At 68.2% G+C, this 17893-nt stretch carries 14 protein-coding genes and 2 tRNA genes; 11 read left to right on the forward strand and 5 right to left on the reverse strand.

Annotation, left to right across the window (positions count from 1 at the left end; genetic code table 11):
- The first annotated feature begins 213 nt into the window (after positions 1-213).
- Complete coding sequence (locus OG584_RS23875) at positions 214-798, forward strand: biotin transporter BioY (RefSeq protein ID WP_405780773.1); 585 nt, start codon at positions 214-216, stop codon at positions 796-798.
- A gap of 113 nt (positions 799-911) precedes the next feature.
- Here the strand turns inward: OG584_RS23875 and OG584_RS23880 are convergent, their stop codons facing one another.
- Positions 912-2372: an amino acid permease gene (locus OG584_RS23880; protein WP_405780774.1), complete on the reverse strand. Its 1461-nt coding sequence runs from the start codon at positions 2370-2372 to the stop codon at positions 912-914.
- Between the two features lie 87 nt (positions 2373-2459).
- Between OG584_RS23880 and OG584_RS23885 the strand changes: the two genes are divergently transcribed.
- Together OG584_RS23885 and OG584_RS23890 are read left to right on the forward strand one after the other, a co-directional pair.
- On the forward strand, positions 2460-2948 hold the full coding sequence (locus tag OG584_RS23885) for a ribose-5-phosphate isomerase (protein WP_405780775.1): 489 nt from the start codon (positions 2460-2462) through the stop codon (positions 2946-2948).
- 7 nt (positions 2949-2955) lie between these two features.
- A complete protein-coding gene (locus OG584_RS23890; protein ID WP_405780776.1) occupies positions 2956-3765 on the forward strand; it encodes an Fpg/Nei family DNA glycosylase in 810 nt (269 codons plus the stop codon).
- A gap of 64 nt (positions 3766-3829) precedes the next feature.
- Here the strand turns inward: OG584_RS23890 and OG584_RS23895 are convergent, their stop codons facing one another.
- Positions 3830-5059: a GNAT family N-acetyltransferase gene (locus OG584_RS23895; protein ID WP_405780777.1), complete on the reverse strand. Its 1230-nt coding sequence runs from the start codon at positions 5057-5059 to the stop codon at positions 3830-3832.
- 104 nt (positions 5060-5163) lie between these two features.
- Between OG584_RS23895 and OG584_RS23900 the strand changes: the two genes are divergently transcribed.
- The gene (locus OG584_RS23900) at positions 5164-6327 is read left to right on the forward strand and encodes a PP2C family protein-serine/threonine phosphatase (RefSeq protein ID WP_405780778.1); all 1164 of its coding nucleotides are present in this window, start codon (positions 5164-5166) and stop codon (positions 6325-6327) included.
- A 281-nt stretch (positions 6328-6608) separates the two neighbouring features.
- Here OG584_RS23900 and OG584_RS23905 read toward each other — a convergent pair whose 3' ends face one another.
- The gene (locus OG584_RS23905) at positions 6609-7790 is read right to left on the reverse strand and encodes an acyltransferase family protein (RefSeq protein WP_405780780.1); all 1182 of its coding nucleotides are present in this window, start codon (positions 7788-7790) and stop codon (positions 6609-6611) included.
- Positions 7791-8277: 487 nt separating this feature from the next.
- On the opposite strand from OG584_RS23905, the gene OG584_RS23910 reads away from it, so the two are divergent.
- Positions 8278-8472 carry a hypothetical protein gene (locus OG584_RS23910; RefSeq protein WP_164261160.1) on the forward strand — a complete coding sequence of 65 codons (195 nt, stop codon included), beginning with the start codon at positions 8278-8280 and terminating at the stop codon, positions 8470-8472.
- Positions 8473-9103: 631 nt separating this feature from the next.
- Here the strand turns inward: OG584_RS23910 and OG584_RS23915 are convergent.
- Positions 9104-9177 (reverse strand) — tRNA-Gly (locus OG584_RS23915).
- Positions 9178-9312: 135 nt separating this feature from the next.
- On the opposite strand from OG584_RS23915, the gene OG584_RS23920 reads away from it, so the two are divergent.
- The 5 genes from OG584_RS23920 (at position 9313) to clpX (ending at position 13988) form a co-directional block, all read left to right on the forward strand.
- A tRNA-Pro gene (locus OG584_RS23920) sits at positions 9313-9389 on the forward strand.
- Between the two features lie 115 nt (positions 9390-9504).
- On the forward strand, positions 9505-10893 hold the full coding sequence (tig, locus tag OG584_RS23925) for a trigger factor (RefSeq protein WP_405780781.1): 1389 nt from the start codon (positions 9505-9507) through the stop codon (positions 10891-10893).
- Between the two features lie 305 nt (positions 10894-11198).
- Positions 11199-11804: an ATP-dependent Clp protease proteolytic subunit gene (locus tag OG584_RS23930; protein ID WP_405784247.1), complete on the forward strand. Its 606-nt coding sequence runs from the start codon at positions 11199-11201 to the stop codon at positions 11802-11804.
- Between the two features lie 51 nt (positions 11805-11855).
- On the forward strand, positions 11856-12539 hold the full coding sequence (locus tag OG584_RS23935; protein ID WP_405780782.1) for an ATP-dependent Clp protease proteolytic subunit: 684 nt from the start codon (positions 11856-11858) through the stop codon (positions 12537-12539).
- 156 nt (positions 12540-12695) lie between these two features.
- Entirely contained in the window at positions 12696-13988 is a 1293-nt protein-coding gene (gene clpX, locus OG584_RS23940; protein ID WP_405780783.1) for an ATP-dependent Clp protease ATP-binding subunit ClpX, read from the forward strand.
- A gap of 102 nt (positions 13989-14090) precedes the next feature.
- On the opposite strand, the gene OG584_RS23945 is transcribed toward clpX, so the two are convergent.
- Positions 14091-15113: a hypothetical protein gene (locus OG584_RS23945; RefSeq protein ID WP_405780784.1), complete on the reverse strand. Its 1023-nt coding sequence runs from the start codon at positions 15111-15113 to the stop codon at positions 14091-14093.
- Positions 15114-15251: 138 nt separating this feature from the next.
- Between OG584_RS23945 and OG584_RS23950 the strand changes: the two genes are divergently transcribed.
- Entirely contained in the window at positions 15252-17873 is a 2622-nt protein-coding gene (locus OG584_RS23950; protein WP_405780785.1) for a valine--tRNA ligase, read from the forward strand.
- Positions 17874-17893 lie beyond the last annotated feature (20 nt).

Here is a 17893-nt window from a genome sequence, read left to right on the forward strand (position 1 = left end):
GTGTCCCCAAGCCTTCGCCTGTTCCGCAACGGAGATCTACCTGCCAGGACCTCCAGTGACGAGCATCACGCACGAAGGTGGTTGAACCGTGAGCTTTGTATGAAACCAACCAAACCCTCAACCTCCGCTTTGTCGGCGGCTGATGGTGTTCCGGGCGGGGGCACCGCGCTAACGTCAGCCTGTTCCCTGTCTGCCCTCACTCGCGGAGTCCCGATGAGCACTGCTGCCGCCACCACCCGCCCCGGAGCGGTTCTCGCCGACCTGCTGCCGGCCACCCGTACCCGCGACATCGCGCTCGTGCTCGGTGGCGCGGTGCTCACCGGCATAGCGGCGCAGATCGCCGTGCCCGTCCCCGGCTCCCCGGTTCCGGTCACCGGGCAGACCTTCGCCGCGCTGCTCGTGGGCGCCTCGCTCGGTGCGCGCCGCGGCTTCCTCTCCCTGGCGGTGTACGCGCTGGTGGGTATGGCGGGCATGCCGTGGTTCGCCAACGGCACCTCGGGCCCCGGTGGCGCCACGTTCGGGTACGTCCTCGGCATGCTGCTCGCTTCGGCCGTGGTCGGCTCACTCGCCCGCCGCGGCGGCGACCGGTCCGTACTGCGTACCGCCGGCACCATGGTGCTCGGCTCGGCGATCATCTACGCGGTCGGCGTCCCCTACCTGGCGCTGGCCACCGGCATGTCCGCCTCCGCGGCCGTCGCCGCCGGTCTCGTCCCGTTCCTCATCGGCGACGCGCTGAAGGCGGCCCTCGCCATGGGCGCACTGCCGAGCGCCTGGAAGCTGGCGGGCCGCCGCGGCTGACCCGCGGGCACAGCACAGACACGCGGGAGGGGCCTCACTCCGGTTGCCGGGTGAGGCCCCTCCCGCATGCGATCAAGCTGTGTGCTCAAGCTGTCCGGTCCGGTGCGTGCGGATCAGCCGCCCGACCCGGCAGGACCGGGCGACTCGGCCGGCTCCGGGGATCCGGCGACGCCGGCGGTCTTGCGCCGGCGGTCCCGCACCACCGCCACCACCATGACGAGCGCGGCCACCAGTACCGAGAGCAGCATCTGCTTGCGCCCCTCGGTGTCGTACAGCATGTAGCCGACCACGAAGAGGATCAGGCCGATCGTCGCCCAGGTCAGATACGGGTACAGCCACATCCGTACGGTCAGCAGCTCCGGGCTCTCCCGCTCGATCCTGCGGCGCATCCGCAGCTGCGAGAAGCAGATGACGAGCCAGACGAAGAGAGCCACCGCGCCCGAGGAGTTCAGCAGGAACTCGAAGACGGTGTCCTGGGCGATGTAGTTGAAGAACACCGCGACGAAACCGAACGCGACGGACGCCCAGATCGCGACCGCGGGCACGCCGCCGCGGTTCACCGTGGCGAACGCCTTCGGCGCGTCACCGCGCTGACCGAGCGAGAAGGCCATCCTGGAGGCCGTGTACAGGCCGGAGTTGAGGCAGGAGAGCACCGCGGTCAGCACCACGACATCCATGATCGTGCCGGCCCCTGGGATGTCCAGCGAGTCCAGCACGGCGACGTAGGGACTGGCCGTGACCGCCTTGGAGTCCCACGGCAGCAGGGTGACGATGACGAAGATCGAACCGATGTAGAAGAGCGCGATCCGCCAGATCACGCTGTTCACCGCCTTGCGGACGGCCTGCACCGGGTTGGGTGACTCGGCGGCGGCCAGGGTCACGATCTCCGAGCCCATGAAGGAGAAGACGACCAGCAGCATGCCGGAGAGGATCGCGCCGGGCCCGTTCGGCAGGAAACCTCCGTGTCCGGTCAGATTGCTCATCCCCGCGGGGTCGCCGCCGGGCGGCAGACCGAAGATGGCGAGGAGGCCGATCACGATGAAGGCAATGATCGAGACGACCTTGATCCCGGCGAACCAGAATTCGAATTCGCCGAAGGAGCCGACCGAGACCAGGTTGGTGCCGGTCAGCACCAGCATCACCAGGAGCGCCCACGCCCACTGCGGTATCGCGGGCACCCACCCGGTGAGGATCGACGCGGCGGCTGTCGCCTCCACCGCGAGGACCACGGCCCAGAAGAACCAGTAGAGCCAGCCGATGGTGAAGCCGGCCCACCGGCCGAGCGCCCGGTCCGCATACGTGGAGAAGGAACCGGAGACCGGATCCGCGGCCGCCATCTCGCCCAGCATCCGCATCACGAGGACGACGAGCAGGCCGGTCAGCGCGTACGAGAGCAGAATGCCGGGGCCCGCGGCGTTGATCCCGGCACCGGAGCCCACGAACAGCCCCGCGCCGATCACACCACCGATGGCGATCATCGAGAGATGGCGGTTCTTCAGACCAGCCTGAAGTCCATCAGGAGAGTCGCCGCCGGGCGGTCTCTCAGCGACCCGCGAAGGAGGTGCAGCACTCATGCTCTCTGTCCTTAATTGTCGCGAACGGGTCACGCGATACGTGCCCCGACCAGGCGTCCCACCTACCCGGCGTGCCACACTCGAAGCATGCGCGTGTACCTCGGTTCCGATCATGCCGGTTACGAACTCAAGAACCACCTCGTCGAGTGGCTCACCGCCCACGGGCACGAGCCCGTGGACTGCGGTCCGCACATCTACGACGCCGTGGACGACTACCCGCCGTTCTGCCTCCGGGCCGCCGTGAAGACGGCCGCGGACCCCGACAGCCTCGGCGTCGTCATCGGTGGCTCGGGCAATGGTGAGCAGATCGCGGCCAACAAGGTCAAGGGGGTACGGGCGGTGCTCGCGTGGAGTGAGCAGACCGCAGCTCTCGGTCGTGAGCACAACGACGCCAACGTCATCTCCGTCGGCGGCCGGATGCACACCCAGGAGGAGGCGGTGAAGTTCGTCGAGATCTTCCTCGCCACGCCGTACTCCGGCGAGGAGCGCCACCAGCGCCGGATCGACATGCTCACCGCGTACGAGGCGACAGGCGACCTGCCGCCGGTCCCGGCCCACCACCCGCAGAAGGACTAACCGCTCCGTGCCCGAGGGCCACACGATCCACCGACTGGCCGCCGACCACTTCGAGAGGTTCGGCGGCCGGCCTGTGCGCGCCTCCAGCCCGCAGGGCAAGTTCTCCGGCAGCGCGGCGCTCATCGACCGGCACACGCTGGAGAGCACCGAGGCGCACGGGAAGCACCTGTTCCTGGGCTTCGGCGCGGGCGGCTGGGTCCATATCCACCTCGGCCTGTTCGGGAAGCTGGGCTTCGGCACCGCGCCCGCAGTGCCGCCCACCGACACGGTGCGCCTGCGGCTGGTCAACGACGAGGCGTACGCCGACCTCAGGGGCCCGACCACCTGCGCGCTGATCACGGACGCCGAGAAGCAGGCGATACACGACCGGCTCGGCCCCGATCCGCTCAGGCCCGGCGACTCCCCGGACCGTGCCTGGGCCCGTGTCTCCCGCTCCCGTACGACCGTGGCCGCCCTGCTCATGGACCAGAAGGTGATCGCGGGCGTCGGCAACGTCTACCGCGCCGAGGTCCTCTTCCGGCACGGCATCGACCCGTACCGGGCGGGCAAGGACCTCACCCGCACCGAGTGGGACACGGTCTGGGCCGACCTGGTCGCCCTGATGCGGGAAGGCGTACGCAACAACCGCATCGACACCGTCCGCCCCGAGCACATGCCCGAGGTGACCGGCCGGGCGCCTCGGGTCGACGACCACGGCGGAGAGGTGTATGTCTACCGCCGGGCCGCGATGCCCTGCCACCTCTGCGGCGCCGGGATCCGCACCGCGCCGCTGGCCGCCCGCAACCTCTTCTGGTGTCCGGACTGCCAGCAGCGTTAGCGGCCTTGCACCATGAGCGCGCGACCCGGACACGGCCTGGTGCAAGGCACCTTGGGGCAGACCGCTAGAAGCCGTGCGGCAGCCAGGGCGCCTTCTCCGAACCGAAGGCGTGGGACGCACCGGCCAGTGCACCCGGTCGCAGCTCCCGAACCAGACCCGCGCCCGCGAGCGCGGACAGTGATGTACCGCCCAGATAGGCGGCCCCGAGCTCCCGCACCGAGAGTGCGAGATCGGCCGGGTCGTCGGTCCGGACGCAGACAGCGCCGGCGGCATCACCCGTGAGCCGCCAATTCCCGCTGTTCCAGGGGCAGAACGCGTCCTCGACACCGAACACCGCATCCACCGGGGCCCGGTACGTACGCGCTCCGAGCGCGGCACCCACATCGACCAGCCGCAGATGCAGCACATCACGGACCTGGAGCCGGCACCGGCGGAGGTCCGACACCAGATACTGCCAGGGGTCGTCCATGGGCCGGTTACGGACGTGCAGCGTCGAGGTCAGGTCGATACCGAACAGGAAGCGCCACAGCGCGGCGTTCGCCGCCGGGTCCACCGCATCGATGTGACGCAGCCTGACGGAGCCCTTGGGGCCCGCCTCGTCCGACTCGGGCTTGGTGTGGAAACGCGCATAACCCACCATCTCGCCGTCCCGCTCGGCAACCACGCACTGCAGGGGTGACGCTCCACCACGCTCGGCGGGCGGGTCGAGCAGCGGCAGCCGCTCCCAGCCCGGCATCCGCGCCGGCATCCCGGGGCGGGAACCGATCGAGCGTACGTACAGTGCCTCGCACTGCTCGGCCGCCTCCTGGACCGGCGCGTACCGCAGCCGTACCGAGTCGGTCCCCGCGGGCACCGCGAGCTTCACCCGCGAGGTGTCGATCTCCGCCGTCAACTGCCGCGAGGCGATGCCGTATCCGAACCGGCCGTAGATCTCCGGCTCCGAAGCGGTCAGTACGGCCAGTGGCTCACCGAGCGCCCGCACGTCGTCCAACTGCCGCCGCATCATGGACGTCAGGATCCCGCGCCGCCGGTGCGTCGCCGCGACACTGACCATGGTCACGCCCGCCGCGGGTACGAACGCGCCGCCCGGCACGGAGAGCCGGAAGCTGAACGCCCCTGCCGTGCCCACGCACTGGTCCGCTTCCCAGGCGGTGATCGAGCGCTCGCACTCGGTGAGGTCGTCCCAGAGCTCCCGCTCATCGGGTGACTCGTCAACACCGCCGAAGGCTCGCACCAGCAGCGCATACCAGGTGTCCAGGTCCTCGCGGCGCAGTACCTTCAGCTCTGTATCCATGAGCCATCCCTACCAGCGGGGCCCACACCGGGCGAGTCAATTTCGAACGCAATGTCACAGGGTCCCCCTGCGCGGGACCCGCACGGGTGGATAAGGTCCGAGCAATGGCCGGTCGCGTCGGGGAAGAAGCGTTCACGGCCCGGATGCGGAAGTCGGCGCACCGGGTCCGGACAGTGCTGCGCCGCTCCGGTGTCGACTACTTCAGGGGTGACGGATCCGAAGGCCTCGCCCTTGCCACGCTGCTGCTGAGTGTCCCGGCGCTGGCCTGGGCGACCATCCTCACTCCTGTCTGGTGCTCGCCCTCGACCCTGGTCCTGCCCATCGTGGCCGGGGGGCTGCTGCTGCGGCCGGCGAGCCTCCTCGGCCTCTACGCCGCCGCGGCCGCCGCCCTCATCGTCGAATCGGTCAAGCTCGGTCCGTACGCCGGCGGCGCCGCCGGGGTCACCCCGGGCACGGTTCTCACCGTGGCCGCCTGCGGACTCTTCGGGCTGCTCATCGCGCAGTTCCGCAGCAGGGTCGGGGTGCCGTGGAGGCGTGGCGGGACCATGCTCTTCGACCTGCGCGAACGAATCCGCGTGCAGAGCAAACTGCCGCGGCTGCCGCAGGGATGGCACCGTGAGATGGCGCTGCGGCCGGCCGGCGGGCAGTCCTTCTCGGGTGACTTCGTGGTCGCGGCGCGCACCAGTGGGGGCCGCATCCTCGAAGTCGTCCTGACGGACGTCTCGGGCAAGGGGATGGACGCGGGCTCCCGCGCCCTGCTGCTCTCGGGCGCCTTCGGCGGTCTCCTCGGCTCGCTCCCGCCCCACGACTTCCTGCCCGCGGCCAACGGCTATCTGCTGCGCCAGGACTGGGACGAAGGGTTCGCCACCTCCATCCATCTGGTCCTCGACCTGGACTCGGGCGACTACGAACTGCTCTCGGCGGGTCATCTTCCGGCGCTCCAGCTGCACGCGGGCAGCGGGCGCTGGGAGGAGAAGTCGGGCGAGGGTCCGCTGCTCGGTGTCTACGACGGCGCCCAGTTCGACGCGGCCAAGGGCTCGCTGGGCCCGGGTGACGTCCTGATGCTCTTCACCGACGGCCTGGTGGAAGCGCCCGACCGGGACATCAGCGAAGGGATCGACCGGCTGACCGGGGAAGCCGACCGTTATGTCGCCAGCACCTTCGAGGGGGCGGCGTGGCATCTGATCGAGGCGGTCGCCAAGGACGTCAACGACGACAGGGCGCTGCTGCTGATCTGCCGTGACGGCGACGCGGGGCCGGTGCTCTGACCGGCATCGGCCTGCGCGGTCGCCCCGTGCGGTCGCCCCGTGCGGTCGCCCTGTGAGGTTGCGCTGTGCGGTCGCCCTGCGGGGTTGCGCTTGTGAGGCCGGGGACGCGGGCGGAGGGGCGCACTCCGGGGGAGCCCTGGGCTCCACCGGCTCCGTGACGCAGTACGCCCCGTCCGACGGGTCTTCGTCGGACGGGGCGTACTGCGACCGTTGGCCGGTACTGGTTCAGCTCACGGACACGGGTCCGGGCACCTGCGGGGGACCGGACCGGTCAGGCGGTCCTAGGCAGGAACCTTCTCGCGCTCCCGCTCACGTGCGTTCTCCACCGGATCGGGCCGGAAGGCCCACTTCATCTCGGGCTCCGTCGCGAAGCGCATCACGCGACAGACCGGACGGGTGCAGAACAGCGTCACGGCGGCTGCCATGAACAGCGTGCTGAAGATCTCGCCCATCGGGCTCTTCAGCCAGCTGAAGTCGTCGACCCAGCCCGCGTACTCAATGGTCTTGATCAGCAGACCGTGCAGCAGATAACCGCAGAGCGTGCCGGCCCCGAGCGCGGTGAACCAGGTCTTGCCGCGCGGCACCAGGGCCAGGAAGCAGGCGCTCAGCACCAGACCGCACACGGTGAGGCCGAGCGTCATGACGACGCCCTCCCACCAGCCGACGCCGAGCTCCTGGGCACTGGTGCCCCGGTAGAACCAGTTGAGCGTCATCCGGGGCGCGGCCCAGTAGGAGAACACCAGCGTGACGAGCATGATCACGATCGCGAGGGGCCGCGCACCCCGGCGCTGCACCAGCTGGAAGTGCTCGGGCTTGAGCTTCAGGCCCAGCACGAAGAACGGAAGGAACTGGAGGACCCGCTGCATGTCGAGGTCGTCGCTGATGTTCGGGGTGATCGACGCGAGGACCGCGATGACGAGCGAGATGGTCATCGGATAGCGCAGATTGCGCCAGATCGGTGTCGTGAGCCGCCAGATGAAGAGGGCGATCAGGAACCACGTCAGGTAGTAAGGGTCGAGCAGGCTGATCTCGTGACCGGGGTCGTTGTTGCCCCACTTCTCGTAGAGCGAGTAAGTGGTCTCGAAGATCACATAAGGGACGACGACACCCGTCACCAGGCGGCGCAGCCGGTCGGGACGCATGTCGAAACTACGGGAGAAATAACCCGAGATAATGATGAATGCGGGCATGTGGAACGTGTAGATGAACATGTACAGCGCCCGGGTGGTGCGGCTGCCGTCCATGATCGGTTCCCATGCGTGCGCCATGGCCACGAGCACGATGGCGAGGAACTTCGCGTTGTCGAAGAGCGCGTTGCGCTGCTTCTTGGCGCCGGACTCGGGCGCCTGTGAGTGCGCTGTGGGGGGTCTCTGTGGCGCCTGTGGAGCCGTGGGGGTTTCGGGTTCCGTCTCCCGCGCCAGGGGGAGTGGGGCCCGCTGATATCCGTGTGGAGCGTGAACCATTCGAGGAACCCTAGCGTCGCCTGAGGGAATCCGTAAAACCCTCTCCGATGTCTGTGATATTCGCAGTACGTGTACCCGCGCGGCTTACCTTTACTACCCTGATCTTATGTCCGCATATGAGGTATCTCATCCTACTTAAATGCCGCATAACGATCGCCTCCAGCCCCCGTTCGGCGGCTGGTTCAGTCCTATCGGAAACACCTGTGAACGAAGTGTGTGGGCAGTGAAACGATCGATCTGAATTTACTCCCGGGAGTGCCGCGCCGAGCGGTCCGGAAATTGCCCCCGTCGACGCGGGCGGCGCCCGGCGCGGCGGCGCCGTGACCGGGGACGCGATGTGCTGGGGATGGCGCGATCCGATCGGCGTCGTTTCGTCACCGGGCAACAACCACAGGCCTGTTGGTGGCACCATGGACCCGCGGAAGAAGTGCTGGAACGACAACGTTCCCGGCCGGCAAGGCGGACCGACCAAGGGTTGTGATCAGTTGTGGCCATCTCACTGTCTGTGGTGCTGCTGTTGGCGATCGTCCTTGTGGTGTTGATCCGCGGTGGATCCATCAAGGCCGGTCCCGCGATCGTCGCCATGCTCTTCGGCTTCTTCCTGGCGTCGACGGGTATGGCCCCGTCGATCAACAGGTTCCTCAACTCGATAGCCGACACGATCAACCAGATCAAGTTCTAGCGTCCCTCCCGGAGTTGAGGGGTGGCGCGGTGAGTCCGCTGCCCGCGTCCGGGCGGGCTCCTCGGGAGTGGCCGCTACGCGATGACTCGGCGACGCGGAAGGGCGGTCCCGCGTCGCGGACGGCCTGACGCCGGTGAGCGGATCGCCCGAGCGGGCCCGGGAGCCGGCAGGGCCCGGGGCGTGCTCCCCGGCCGAGCCGAGGCCGATGTCGTGGAGCTGCCTGCCGCGGTCCGCGGTGAGGTGGCCGTGATCCTTTGGGCCGGGTTCCCGACGGCACCACCCGGCCGCAGGAACATCTCGCCGGGGCGGCCCCCGTCGCCGCATCCGCGACCGTGACCAGTACTTCCCGTATCGGAGTGGCCGAGCCGGCGCCGCGCGTCTTCGCGGCGGCCGCCCGGCGGGTCCGGGCCGATCCGCAGAGCTGCCTGTTCGTCGATGACACCGCCGGTCCGCACCACCGGAACACGGCCGGCCGCGGATGCCGGTCGCGCCGCCGTTCGGGCGGTCGGTGTTCCCCGGCGCGGCCCCGTCAGGAACGGGCACGCGGCGCCGCACGGACGGCTGACCGGTACCCGGGAACGGCGAAGGCCCAGGCGGAGGGAAACGTCCTCTTGCCTGGGCCTTCGTCGTATGGAGCGGGCGACGGGAATCGAACCCGCGTAGCTAGTTTGGAAGACTAGGGCTCTACCATTGAGCTACGCCCGCAGGCGCCGCAGGTCGGACTGACCGCGGCACGAGAAGCATCGTAGCGGGTCGGAGCCGGTCGGCGCACACCCGTCCCGCGCCGCGTAATGCCGCAACGTCACGGCGGGCGGCCATGTACCCTACGTCTCGCACCGACGGGGTGTGGCGCAGCTTGGTAGCGCGTCCGCTTTGGGAGCGGAAGGTCGTCGGTTCGAATCCGGCCACCCCGACCAGTACCAAGATCGCATTGTGGGTCTCCTCCTGCTTGCCGTTACTATGCAAGCTGTGTGCCCGCGTGTCTCTCAACCGGGCAGAGATTCTGAAGTCAGCCCCCAAGGAGACCGAACCGTGAAGAGCGCCGTGGAGACCCTGAATCCGACTCGGGTTCGGCTCAGCATTGAGGTGCCCTTCGAGGAGCTCAAGGACAGCCTCGACGCGGCGTACAAGAAGATCAACGAGCAGGTCACGGTGAAGGGCTTCCGTAAGGGCAAGATCCCGAACCGCGTGATCGACCAGCGCTTCGGCCGCGGTGCGGTGCTGGAGGAGGCCGTCAACGACGCCCTCCCGAAGTTCTACACCGAGGCCGTCAACGAGGGTGAGCTGAACGTCCTCGGCCAGCCCGAGGTCGACATCACGGAGCTCAAGGACGGCGAGCTGCTCTCCTTCACCGCCGAGGTCGACGTACGGCCCGAGATCGAGATCCCGGACTACTCCGGCATCGAGATCGAGGTCGACGCCGTCGACGTCAGCGACGAGGACGTCGACAAGGCCGTCGAAGAGCTGCGTGGCCGTTTCGCGTCCACCAACCCCGTCGAGCGCGCCGCCGCCGACGGCGACGTCGTCACGATCGACCTTGAGGCCAAGGTCGACGGCGAGGTCCTGGAGGACGGCGTGGCCGAGGGTGTCTCGTACACCATCGGTTCCGGTGAGCTGCTCGACGGTATCGACGACGCCGTGACCGGCCTGGAGGCCGGTGGCGAGGCCACCTTCACCTCCGAGCTCAAGGGCGGCTCCGCCGAGGGCAAGCCCGCCGAGGTCACCGTCAAGGTCACCGCGGTCGCCGCTCGTGAACTTCCCGGCCTGGACGACGACTTCGCCCAGCTGGCCAGCGAGTTCGACACGCTGGACGAGCTCAAGGCCGACAGCCGCAAGCGCCTCGAAAGCACCAAGCAGTACGAGCAGGCCACCCAGGCCCAGGAGCGCGTCCTCGACGAGCTGCTGAAGCTGGCGGAGGTCCCGATCCCCGAGAAGCTCCTCGAGGACGAGATCAACACCCGCAAGCACAACCTGGAGCACCACCAGCTCGGCCAGATGGGCCTCGACCTCGCCAAGTACCTGGAGATCCAGGGCAAGACCGAGGAAGAGTTCACCGCCGAGACCAAGGAGCAGGCCGAGAAGGGCATCAAGACCCAGTTCATCCTCGACGAGCTGGTCAACAAGGAGAAGCTGAACGTCAACCAGGAGGAGCTCACCGAGCACCTCATGCGGCGTGCGCAGTCCTCCGGCATGAGCCCCGACCAGTTCGCCCAGGCGGTCGTCGAGGGCGGCCAGGTCCCGATGCTCGTCGGCGAGGTGGCCCGCGGAAAGGCCCTCGCGGTCGTCGTCGAGTCCGTCAAGGTCAAGGACACCAACGGTGAGGTCGTCGACCTGAGCGACGACGAGGACGACGCCGTCGAGGGCGCCGACGCCGCCGCTGAGCCGGCCGACGACGCGGCCGACACCAAGACGGAGGCCTGAGCCTCCACTGGTCTCGACCGGCCCGGTCCCTGAACCCGGCCGGTTCTGATCTCGATCGAAGGGTCCGGGCGTGCCGCACGTCCGGACCCTTCGTCGTACGCGCGCGCGGCCCGGCCCGGACACAGGCCCTACCTTGCGCTCCCAGCGAACAGTTCGGGAAGCGGGATGGCGTTGTCCTACCTGCGCGTTAGGGTCCATGAAGAGGAGAGCTCGGGAGTACCAAGCACCCCCGCACTCCTGCTGTACGAAGACGCTGAGACGGCCGGAGCCGTCAGAGACGAGCAGGTGGATACGTGACGAATCTGATGCCCTACGCCGCCGGCGAGCCCAACATCGGTGGCGGCCTCGGCGACCAGGTCTACAACCGACTGCTCGGTGAGCGGATCATCTTCCTCGGCCAGCAGGTCGACGACGAGATCGCCAACAAGATCACCGCGCAGCTGCTCCTCCTTGCAGCCGACCCGGACAAGGACATCTTCCTTTACATCAACAGCCCCGGCGGCTCGGTGACGGCAGGCATGGCGGTCTACGACACCATGCAGTACATCCCGAACGACGTGGTCACCATCGGTATGGGCCTCGCGGCCTCGATGGGCCAGTTCCTGCTGACCGGCGGCACCGCGGGCAAGCGCTTCGCGCTCCCCAACACCGACATCCTGATGCACCAGGGTTCGGCCGGTCTCGGCGGCACCGCGTCGGACATCAAGATCCAGGCCGAGCAGCTGCTGCGCACGAAGAAGCGCATGGCGGAGATCACCGCCCGGCACTCCGGCCAGACCGTCGAGGCGATCATCCGCGACGGTGACCGCGACCGCTGGTACACGGCGGAGGAGGCCAAGGACTACGGCCTCATCGACGAGATCATCTCCTCCGCCTCGGGCGTTCCGGGCGGCGGCGGCACCGGAGCCTGACGCTCCGCATCCCTGCCTCCGAACCCGACCGACCACTTGAACGCCACCAGGATGGTGAACACCAGCATGAACGACTTCTCCGCCTCCGCCAGCGGCCTCTACACCGGCCCGCAGGTCGACAACCGCTACATCGTTCCGCGCTTCGTCGAGCGCACCTCGCAGGGCGTGCGCGAGTACGACCCGTACGCGAAGCTCTTCGAGGAGCGTGTGATCTTCCTCGGTGTGCAGATCGACGACGCCTCCGCCAACGACGTCATGGCGCAGCTGCTCTGCCTGGAGTCGATGGACCCGGACCGGGACATCTCGATCTACATCAACAGCCCCGGTGGCTCGTTCACCGCGCTGACCGCGATCTACGACACGATGCAGTTCGTGAAGCCGGACATCCAGACGGTCTGCATGGGCCAGGCGGCCTCCGCCGCGGCGGTCCTGCTGGCGGCCGGTACGCCCGGAAAGCGCATGGCACTGCCCAACGCCCGTGTGCTGATCCACCAGCCCTCCTCGCAGACCGGCCGTGAGCAGCTCTCCGACCTGGAGATCGCGGCCAACGAAATCCTGCGGATGCGTACCCAGTTGGAAGACCTGCTGGCCAAGCACTCCACGACGCCGCTGGAGAAGATCCGCGACGACATCGAGCGCGACAAGATCCTCACGGCTGAGGACGCCCTCGCCTACGGGCTCGTCGACCAGATCGTTTCGACGCGTAAGGGCTCCGTGGGAATGATGTCCACCTGACGGGCGTTTGATTTACCTTCCGTCCCCTGGCACGGTGCACGTCAAAGTGAACCGTGCCAAGGGGGGCCCGAACGAGGGGTCCGGCAAGGTACCGTCGAATATGAGGCACCAGGAGCCGCTGAACGTGGCGGCTCCCAGGCGAAGGGGAAGCACCTCGTGGCACGCATCGGTGATGGCGGCGACCTGCTCAAGTGCTCGTTCTGCGGGAAGAGCCAGAAGCAGGTGAAGAAGCTCATCGCAGGCCCCGGGGTGTACATCTGCGACGAGTGCATTGATCTCTGCAACGAGATCATTGAGGAAGAGCTCGCGGAGACCTCCGAAGTGCGGTGGGAGGAACTGCCCAAGCCGCGCGAGATCTACGAGTTTCTCGAGGGGTACGTCGTCGGGCAGGAGCCCGCGAAGAAGGCCCTCTCGGTAGCGGTCTACAACCACTACAAGCGCGTCCAGGCCGGCGAGAACGGCGGCGGCACCAGCCGCGAGGACGCGATCGAGCTCGCCAAGTCCAACATCCTGCTGCTGGGCCCCACCGGCTCCGGCAAGACGCTGCTCGCGCAGACACTGGCGCGGATGCTCAACGTCCCGTTCGCCATCGCGGACGCGACGGCGCTCACGGAGGCCGGCTATGTCGGCGAGGACGTCGAGAACATCCTGCTCAAGCTGATCCAGGCCGCTGACTACGACGTCAAGAAGGCCGAGACCGGCATCATCTACATCGACGAGATCGACAAGGTCGCCCGCAAGAGCGAGAACCCGTCGATCACGCGTGATGTGTCGGGCGAGGGTGTCCAGCAGGCCCTGCTGAAGATCCTGGAAGGCACGACGGCCTCGGTGCCGCCGCAGGGCGGGCGCAAGCACCCGCACCAGGAGTTCATCCAGATCGACACCACGAACGTCCTGTTCATCGTGGGCGGCGCGTTCTCCGGTCTGGAGCGGATCATCGAGTCCCGGGCGGGCGCGAAGGGCATCGGTTTCGGCGCCACGATCCGCTCCAAGCGGGAGATCGAGGCGAGCGACCAGTTCCAGGAGGTCATGCCGGAGGACCTGGTGAAGTTCGGGATGATCCCCGAGTTCATCGGCCGTCTCCCCGTCCTGACCTCGGTCCACAACCTGGACCGTGAGGCGCTGCTGCAGATCCTGGTCGAGCCGCGCAACGCACTGGTGAAGCAGTACCAGCGCCTCTTCGAACTCGACGGTGTGGAGCTGGACTTCGACCGCCCCTCGCTGGAGGCCATCGCCGACCAGGCGATCCTGCGCGGCACCGGAGCACGCGGTCTGCGCGCCATCATGGAGGAGGTCCTCCAGTCGGTGATGTACGAGGTGCCGTCCCGCCAGGACGTCGCCCGGGTCGTCATCACGGCGGACGTCGTCCGGGACAACGTGAACCCGACGCTGGTCCCGCGGGAGCCGCGGATCGTCGGCAACGACGGACGGCACGAGAAGTCCGCGTAACCGCGGTCGCGTCGAGCGCCGCCGGTACGAGCGGCTCACGGAACGACGAAGGGGCACGGGCAGGTCCGGATGGACCTGCCCGCGCCCCTTCGGCCTGTGCGGCTACTGCTTGACGCGGGCCGCGTTGTACACCTTGGCCGCGAGGGCCGCGGCGTCGTCCATCGGGAGCGTCTTCTTGGTCAGGATCAGTGACACGTCGGTGTTCTGCACGATCCCGAGGGTGCTGTAGTCCGCCCAGACACAGATCGGCAGCTCAAAGGTCTTCGGCACCTGCGATGTGGCGTCGCTGCTGCCGCTGTCGGCGGCGGTGCTCGTGACCTTGGCGTTCTGGCACTTCATGAGGGCGCCGCTGAACCCGGCGGGCTTGACCGTCTTGGGGCTGTCCTCGAGTTCCACCTTGACGCCGTCGGACGAGCTCTTGGTGATACCCGCCTTGGACATGGCGAAGGCCCCGTCAATGGCCTGCTCCGGATCGTCGATCGTGCCCCACAGACCGGAGAGGTTGAGGTCCTTCTCGGTCAGGCCCGTGCCGGTCTTGTAGGCGGCACCCATCTTCGAGGGGTTCTTGATCCCGATCCCCTCGGCCTTCTGCTTGCCGTCCTTGCCCCACGAAGACTCGTCGCCGCCCGACTGCTTCTGGTACTCACCGATCGAGGCGGGGGCGACGAGCTTGTACCCCTTGGTGCTGTCGGCGACATCGCTGTTGCCGCCGCTGTTCCCGGTCAGCAGATAGGCCCCGCCGCCGATCACCGCGACCGCCACGATCACCGCGGCGACGATCAGCCCCGTCTTCTTCTTCGGAGCCTGCGGGGGCGGCGGCACCTGGCCGTACGCGGGCTGCTGGCCGTACGGCGGCTGCTGGGGCTGCTGCCCGTAAGGGTTCGGCTGACCGGGCTGCTGCTGCGGGTAGCCGTACCCCGGCTGCGGCGGGACGCCCTGCGGCGGCTGCTGCGGGTAGCCGTAGCCGGGCTGCGGCTGGCCGCCGGGCTGGCCGTACGGGTTGCCGGGCTGCTGCTGGGGCTGCTGCTGCTGTCCGTACGGTCCGGGCTGCTGCGGCGGCTGCTGTCCGTACGGTCCCGGCTGCTGCGGTTGCTGCCCGTACGGTCCCGGCTGGTTGTAGCTCATGGACGTGGGTCCCCCTCTTGACGCTTACCTGATGCGAACATCCTGACGGACACCCGGGCGCACCGGGGAGACGGGGGCCACAGTCTCACCAAAGATTCCCGTTTCAGTACGGGACCGTGACGCCCTTAAACTGAATCCGTGACCGAGAACTCATCGCAGACTCCAGCGCCCACCACCGAACTGCCGACCCAGTACGCGCCGGCCGAGGTAGAGGGGAAGCTGTACGAGCGCTGGGTGGAGCGCGGTTACTTCGAGGCCGACGCCAAGAGTGAGAAGCCCCCGTACACGATCGTCATCCCGCCGCCGAACGTCACAGGCGCCCTCCACCTGGGCCACGCCTTCCAGCACACGCTGATGGACGCCCTCACCCGCCGTAAGCGCATGCAGGGGTACGAGGCCCTGTGGCTGCCCGGTATGGACCACGCCGGTATCGCCACCCAGAACAAGGTCGAGCAGCAGCTCGCCGAGGAGGGCAAGTCCCGCCAGGACCTGGGGCGTGAGGAGTTCACCGCGCGCGTCTGGCAGTGGAAGGAGCAGTACGGCGGCAGGATCCTCGGGCAGATGCGCCGTCTCGGGGACGGGGTCGACTGGTCCCGTGAGCGGTTCACGATGGACGAAGGGCTCTCCAAGGCCGTTCAGACGATCTTCAAGAAGCTCTACGACGACGAGCTGATCTACCGCGCAGAGCGCATCATCAACTGGTGCCCGCGCTGCCTCACCGCGATCTCCGACATCGAGGTCGACTACCAGGACGACGACGGTGAGCTGGTCTCGCTGAAGTACGGCGAGGGCGACGAGACCCTGGTCGTCGCCACCACCCGGGTCGAGACGATGCTCGGTGACACCGGGATTGCCGTCCACCCCGACGACGCCCGGTACGCGCACCTCATCGGCAAGCGGATCAAGCTGCCGCTGACCGATCGGACCATCCCGGTCGTCGCCGACGCGCATGTCGACCCCGAGTTCGGCACCGGCGCCGTCAAGGTGACACCCGCCCACGACCCGAACGACTTCGCCATCGGCCGGCGGCACGGCCTGGAGTCCATGACGATCATGGACGAGCGCGGTGTCATCACGGTGCCTGGCCCGTTCCACGGGCTCGACCGCTTCGAGGCCCGCGCCACGATCGTCGAGGCCATGCGGGAGCAGGGCCGCGTCGTCGCCGAGAAGCGCCCGTACACCCACTCCGTCGGCCACTGCTCGCGCTGCAAGACGACCGTCGAGCCCCGGCTCTCGCTGCAGTGGTGGGTCAAGGTCGAGACGCTCGCCAAGGACGCGGGCGACGCGGTCCGTGACGGCCGCGTCAAGATCCACCCGAAGGAGATGGAGAAGCGCTACTTCGACTGGGTCGACAACCTCAACGACTGGTGCATCTCACGCCAGTTGTGGTGGGGCCACCGCATCCCCGTCTGGTACGGCCCGGCGGGCGAGGTGGTCTGCGTCGGACCGGACGACGAGGTGCCCACCGGTGAGGGCTGGCACCAGGACGAGGACGTCCTCGACACCTGGTTCTCCTCCGGTCTGTGGCCGTTCTCCACGCTCGGCTGGCCGGAGCAGACGCCGGACCTGGAGAAGTTCTACGGAACGGACGTCCTGCTCACCGGGCACGACATCATCTTCTTCTGGGTCGCCCGGATGATGATGTTCGGCCTCTACGCGATGGACGGCGTCGCACCGTTCCACACCATCGCGCTGACCGGCCTCGTCCGTGACGAGTTCGGCAAGAAGATGTCCAAGTCGAACCCGAACGCGGTGGACCCGCTGGACTGGATGGACGAGTACGGCTCCGACGCCGTCCGCTTCACCCTGGCCAACGGCGCCAACCCCGGTGCGGACGTGCCGATCGGCGAGGACTGGGTCAAGGCGTCGCGCAACTTCGCCAACAAGATCTGGAACGCGACCCGTTTCGCGCTGATGAACGGCGCCAACGTGGAGGGTGAACTGCCGCCCGCCGAGGAGCAGTCGGCCAACGACCGGTGGATCCTGTCGAGGCTGAACACGGTCGTCGCCGAGGCGGACGCGTACTACGACGACTACCAGTTCGCGAAGCTCGCCGACACCCTCTACCACTTCGCGTGGGACGAGGTCTTCGACTGGTACGTCGAACTGTCGAAGACGACGTTCTTCGCGGGCGGCGAGCCGGCGCGGGTCTCGGCGCGGGTCCTCGGTGAGGTCCTCGACGTGATGCTGCGGCTGCTGCACCCGATCGTCCCCTTCGTCACCGAGACGCTGTGGACCACGCTCACCGGCAAGGAGTCGGTCGTCGTGGCCGACTGGCCGAAGGACTCCGGCTTCCGCGACAGCGCGGCCGAGCAGGAGATCGTGCTGGTCCAGCAGGTGGTCACCGAGGTCCGCCGCTTCCGCTCCGACCAGGGACTCCAGCCGGGCCAGAAGGTCCCGGCCCAGCTCGACCTGGACGGTACGGCTCTGGCGCCGCACGAGGCGTCCATCCGCCAGGTGCTGCGGCTCCAGCCCGCGGGGGAGGGCTTCCACGCCACCGCTTCGCTGCCGGTCGCGGGCGCCAGGGTCGCACTCGACCTGTCGGGGACGATCGACGTCCCGGCCGAGCGCAAGCGGCTGACCAAGGACCTCGGCGCCGCCGAGAAGGAGAAGGCGCAGGCGCTGGGGAAGCTCGGCAACGAGGCGTTCCTGGCCAAGGCGCCGGACAACGTGGTCGACAAGATCCGCACCCGCCTCGCCAAGGCCGAGACGGACATGGAGCGGATCCAGGCCCAGCTCGACGGGCTGCCGCAGGCGTAAGCGCGGCAAGCACGCGTACG

The organism is Streptomyces sp. NBC_00859, assembly GCF_045161865.1.
Taxonomy (GTDB): domain Bacteria; phylum Actinomycetota; class Actinomycetes; order Streptomycetales; family Streptomycetaceae; genus Streptomyces.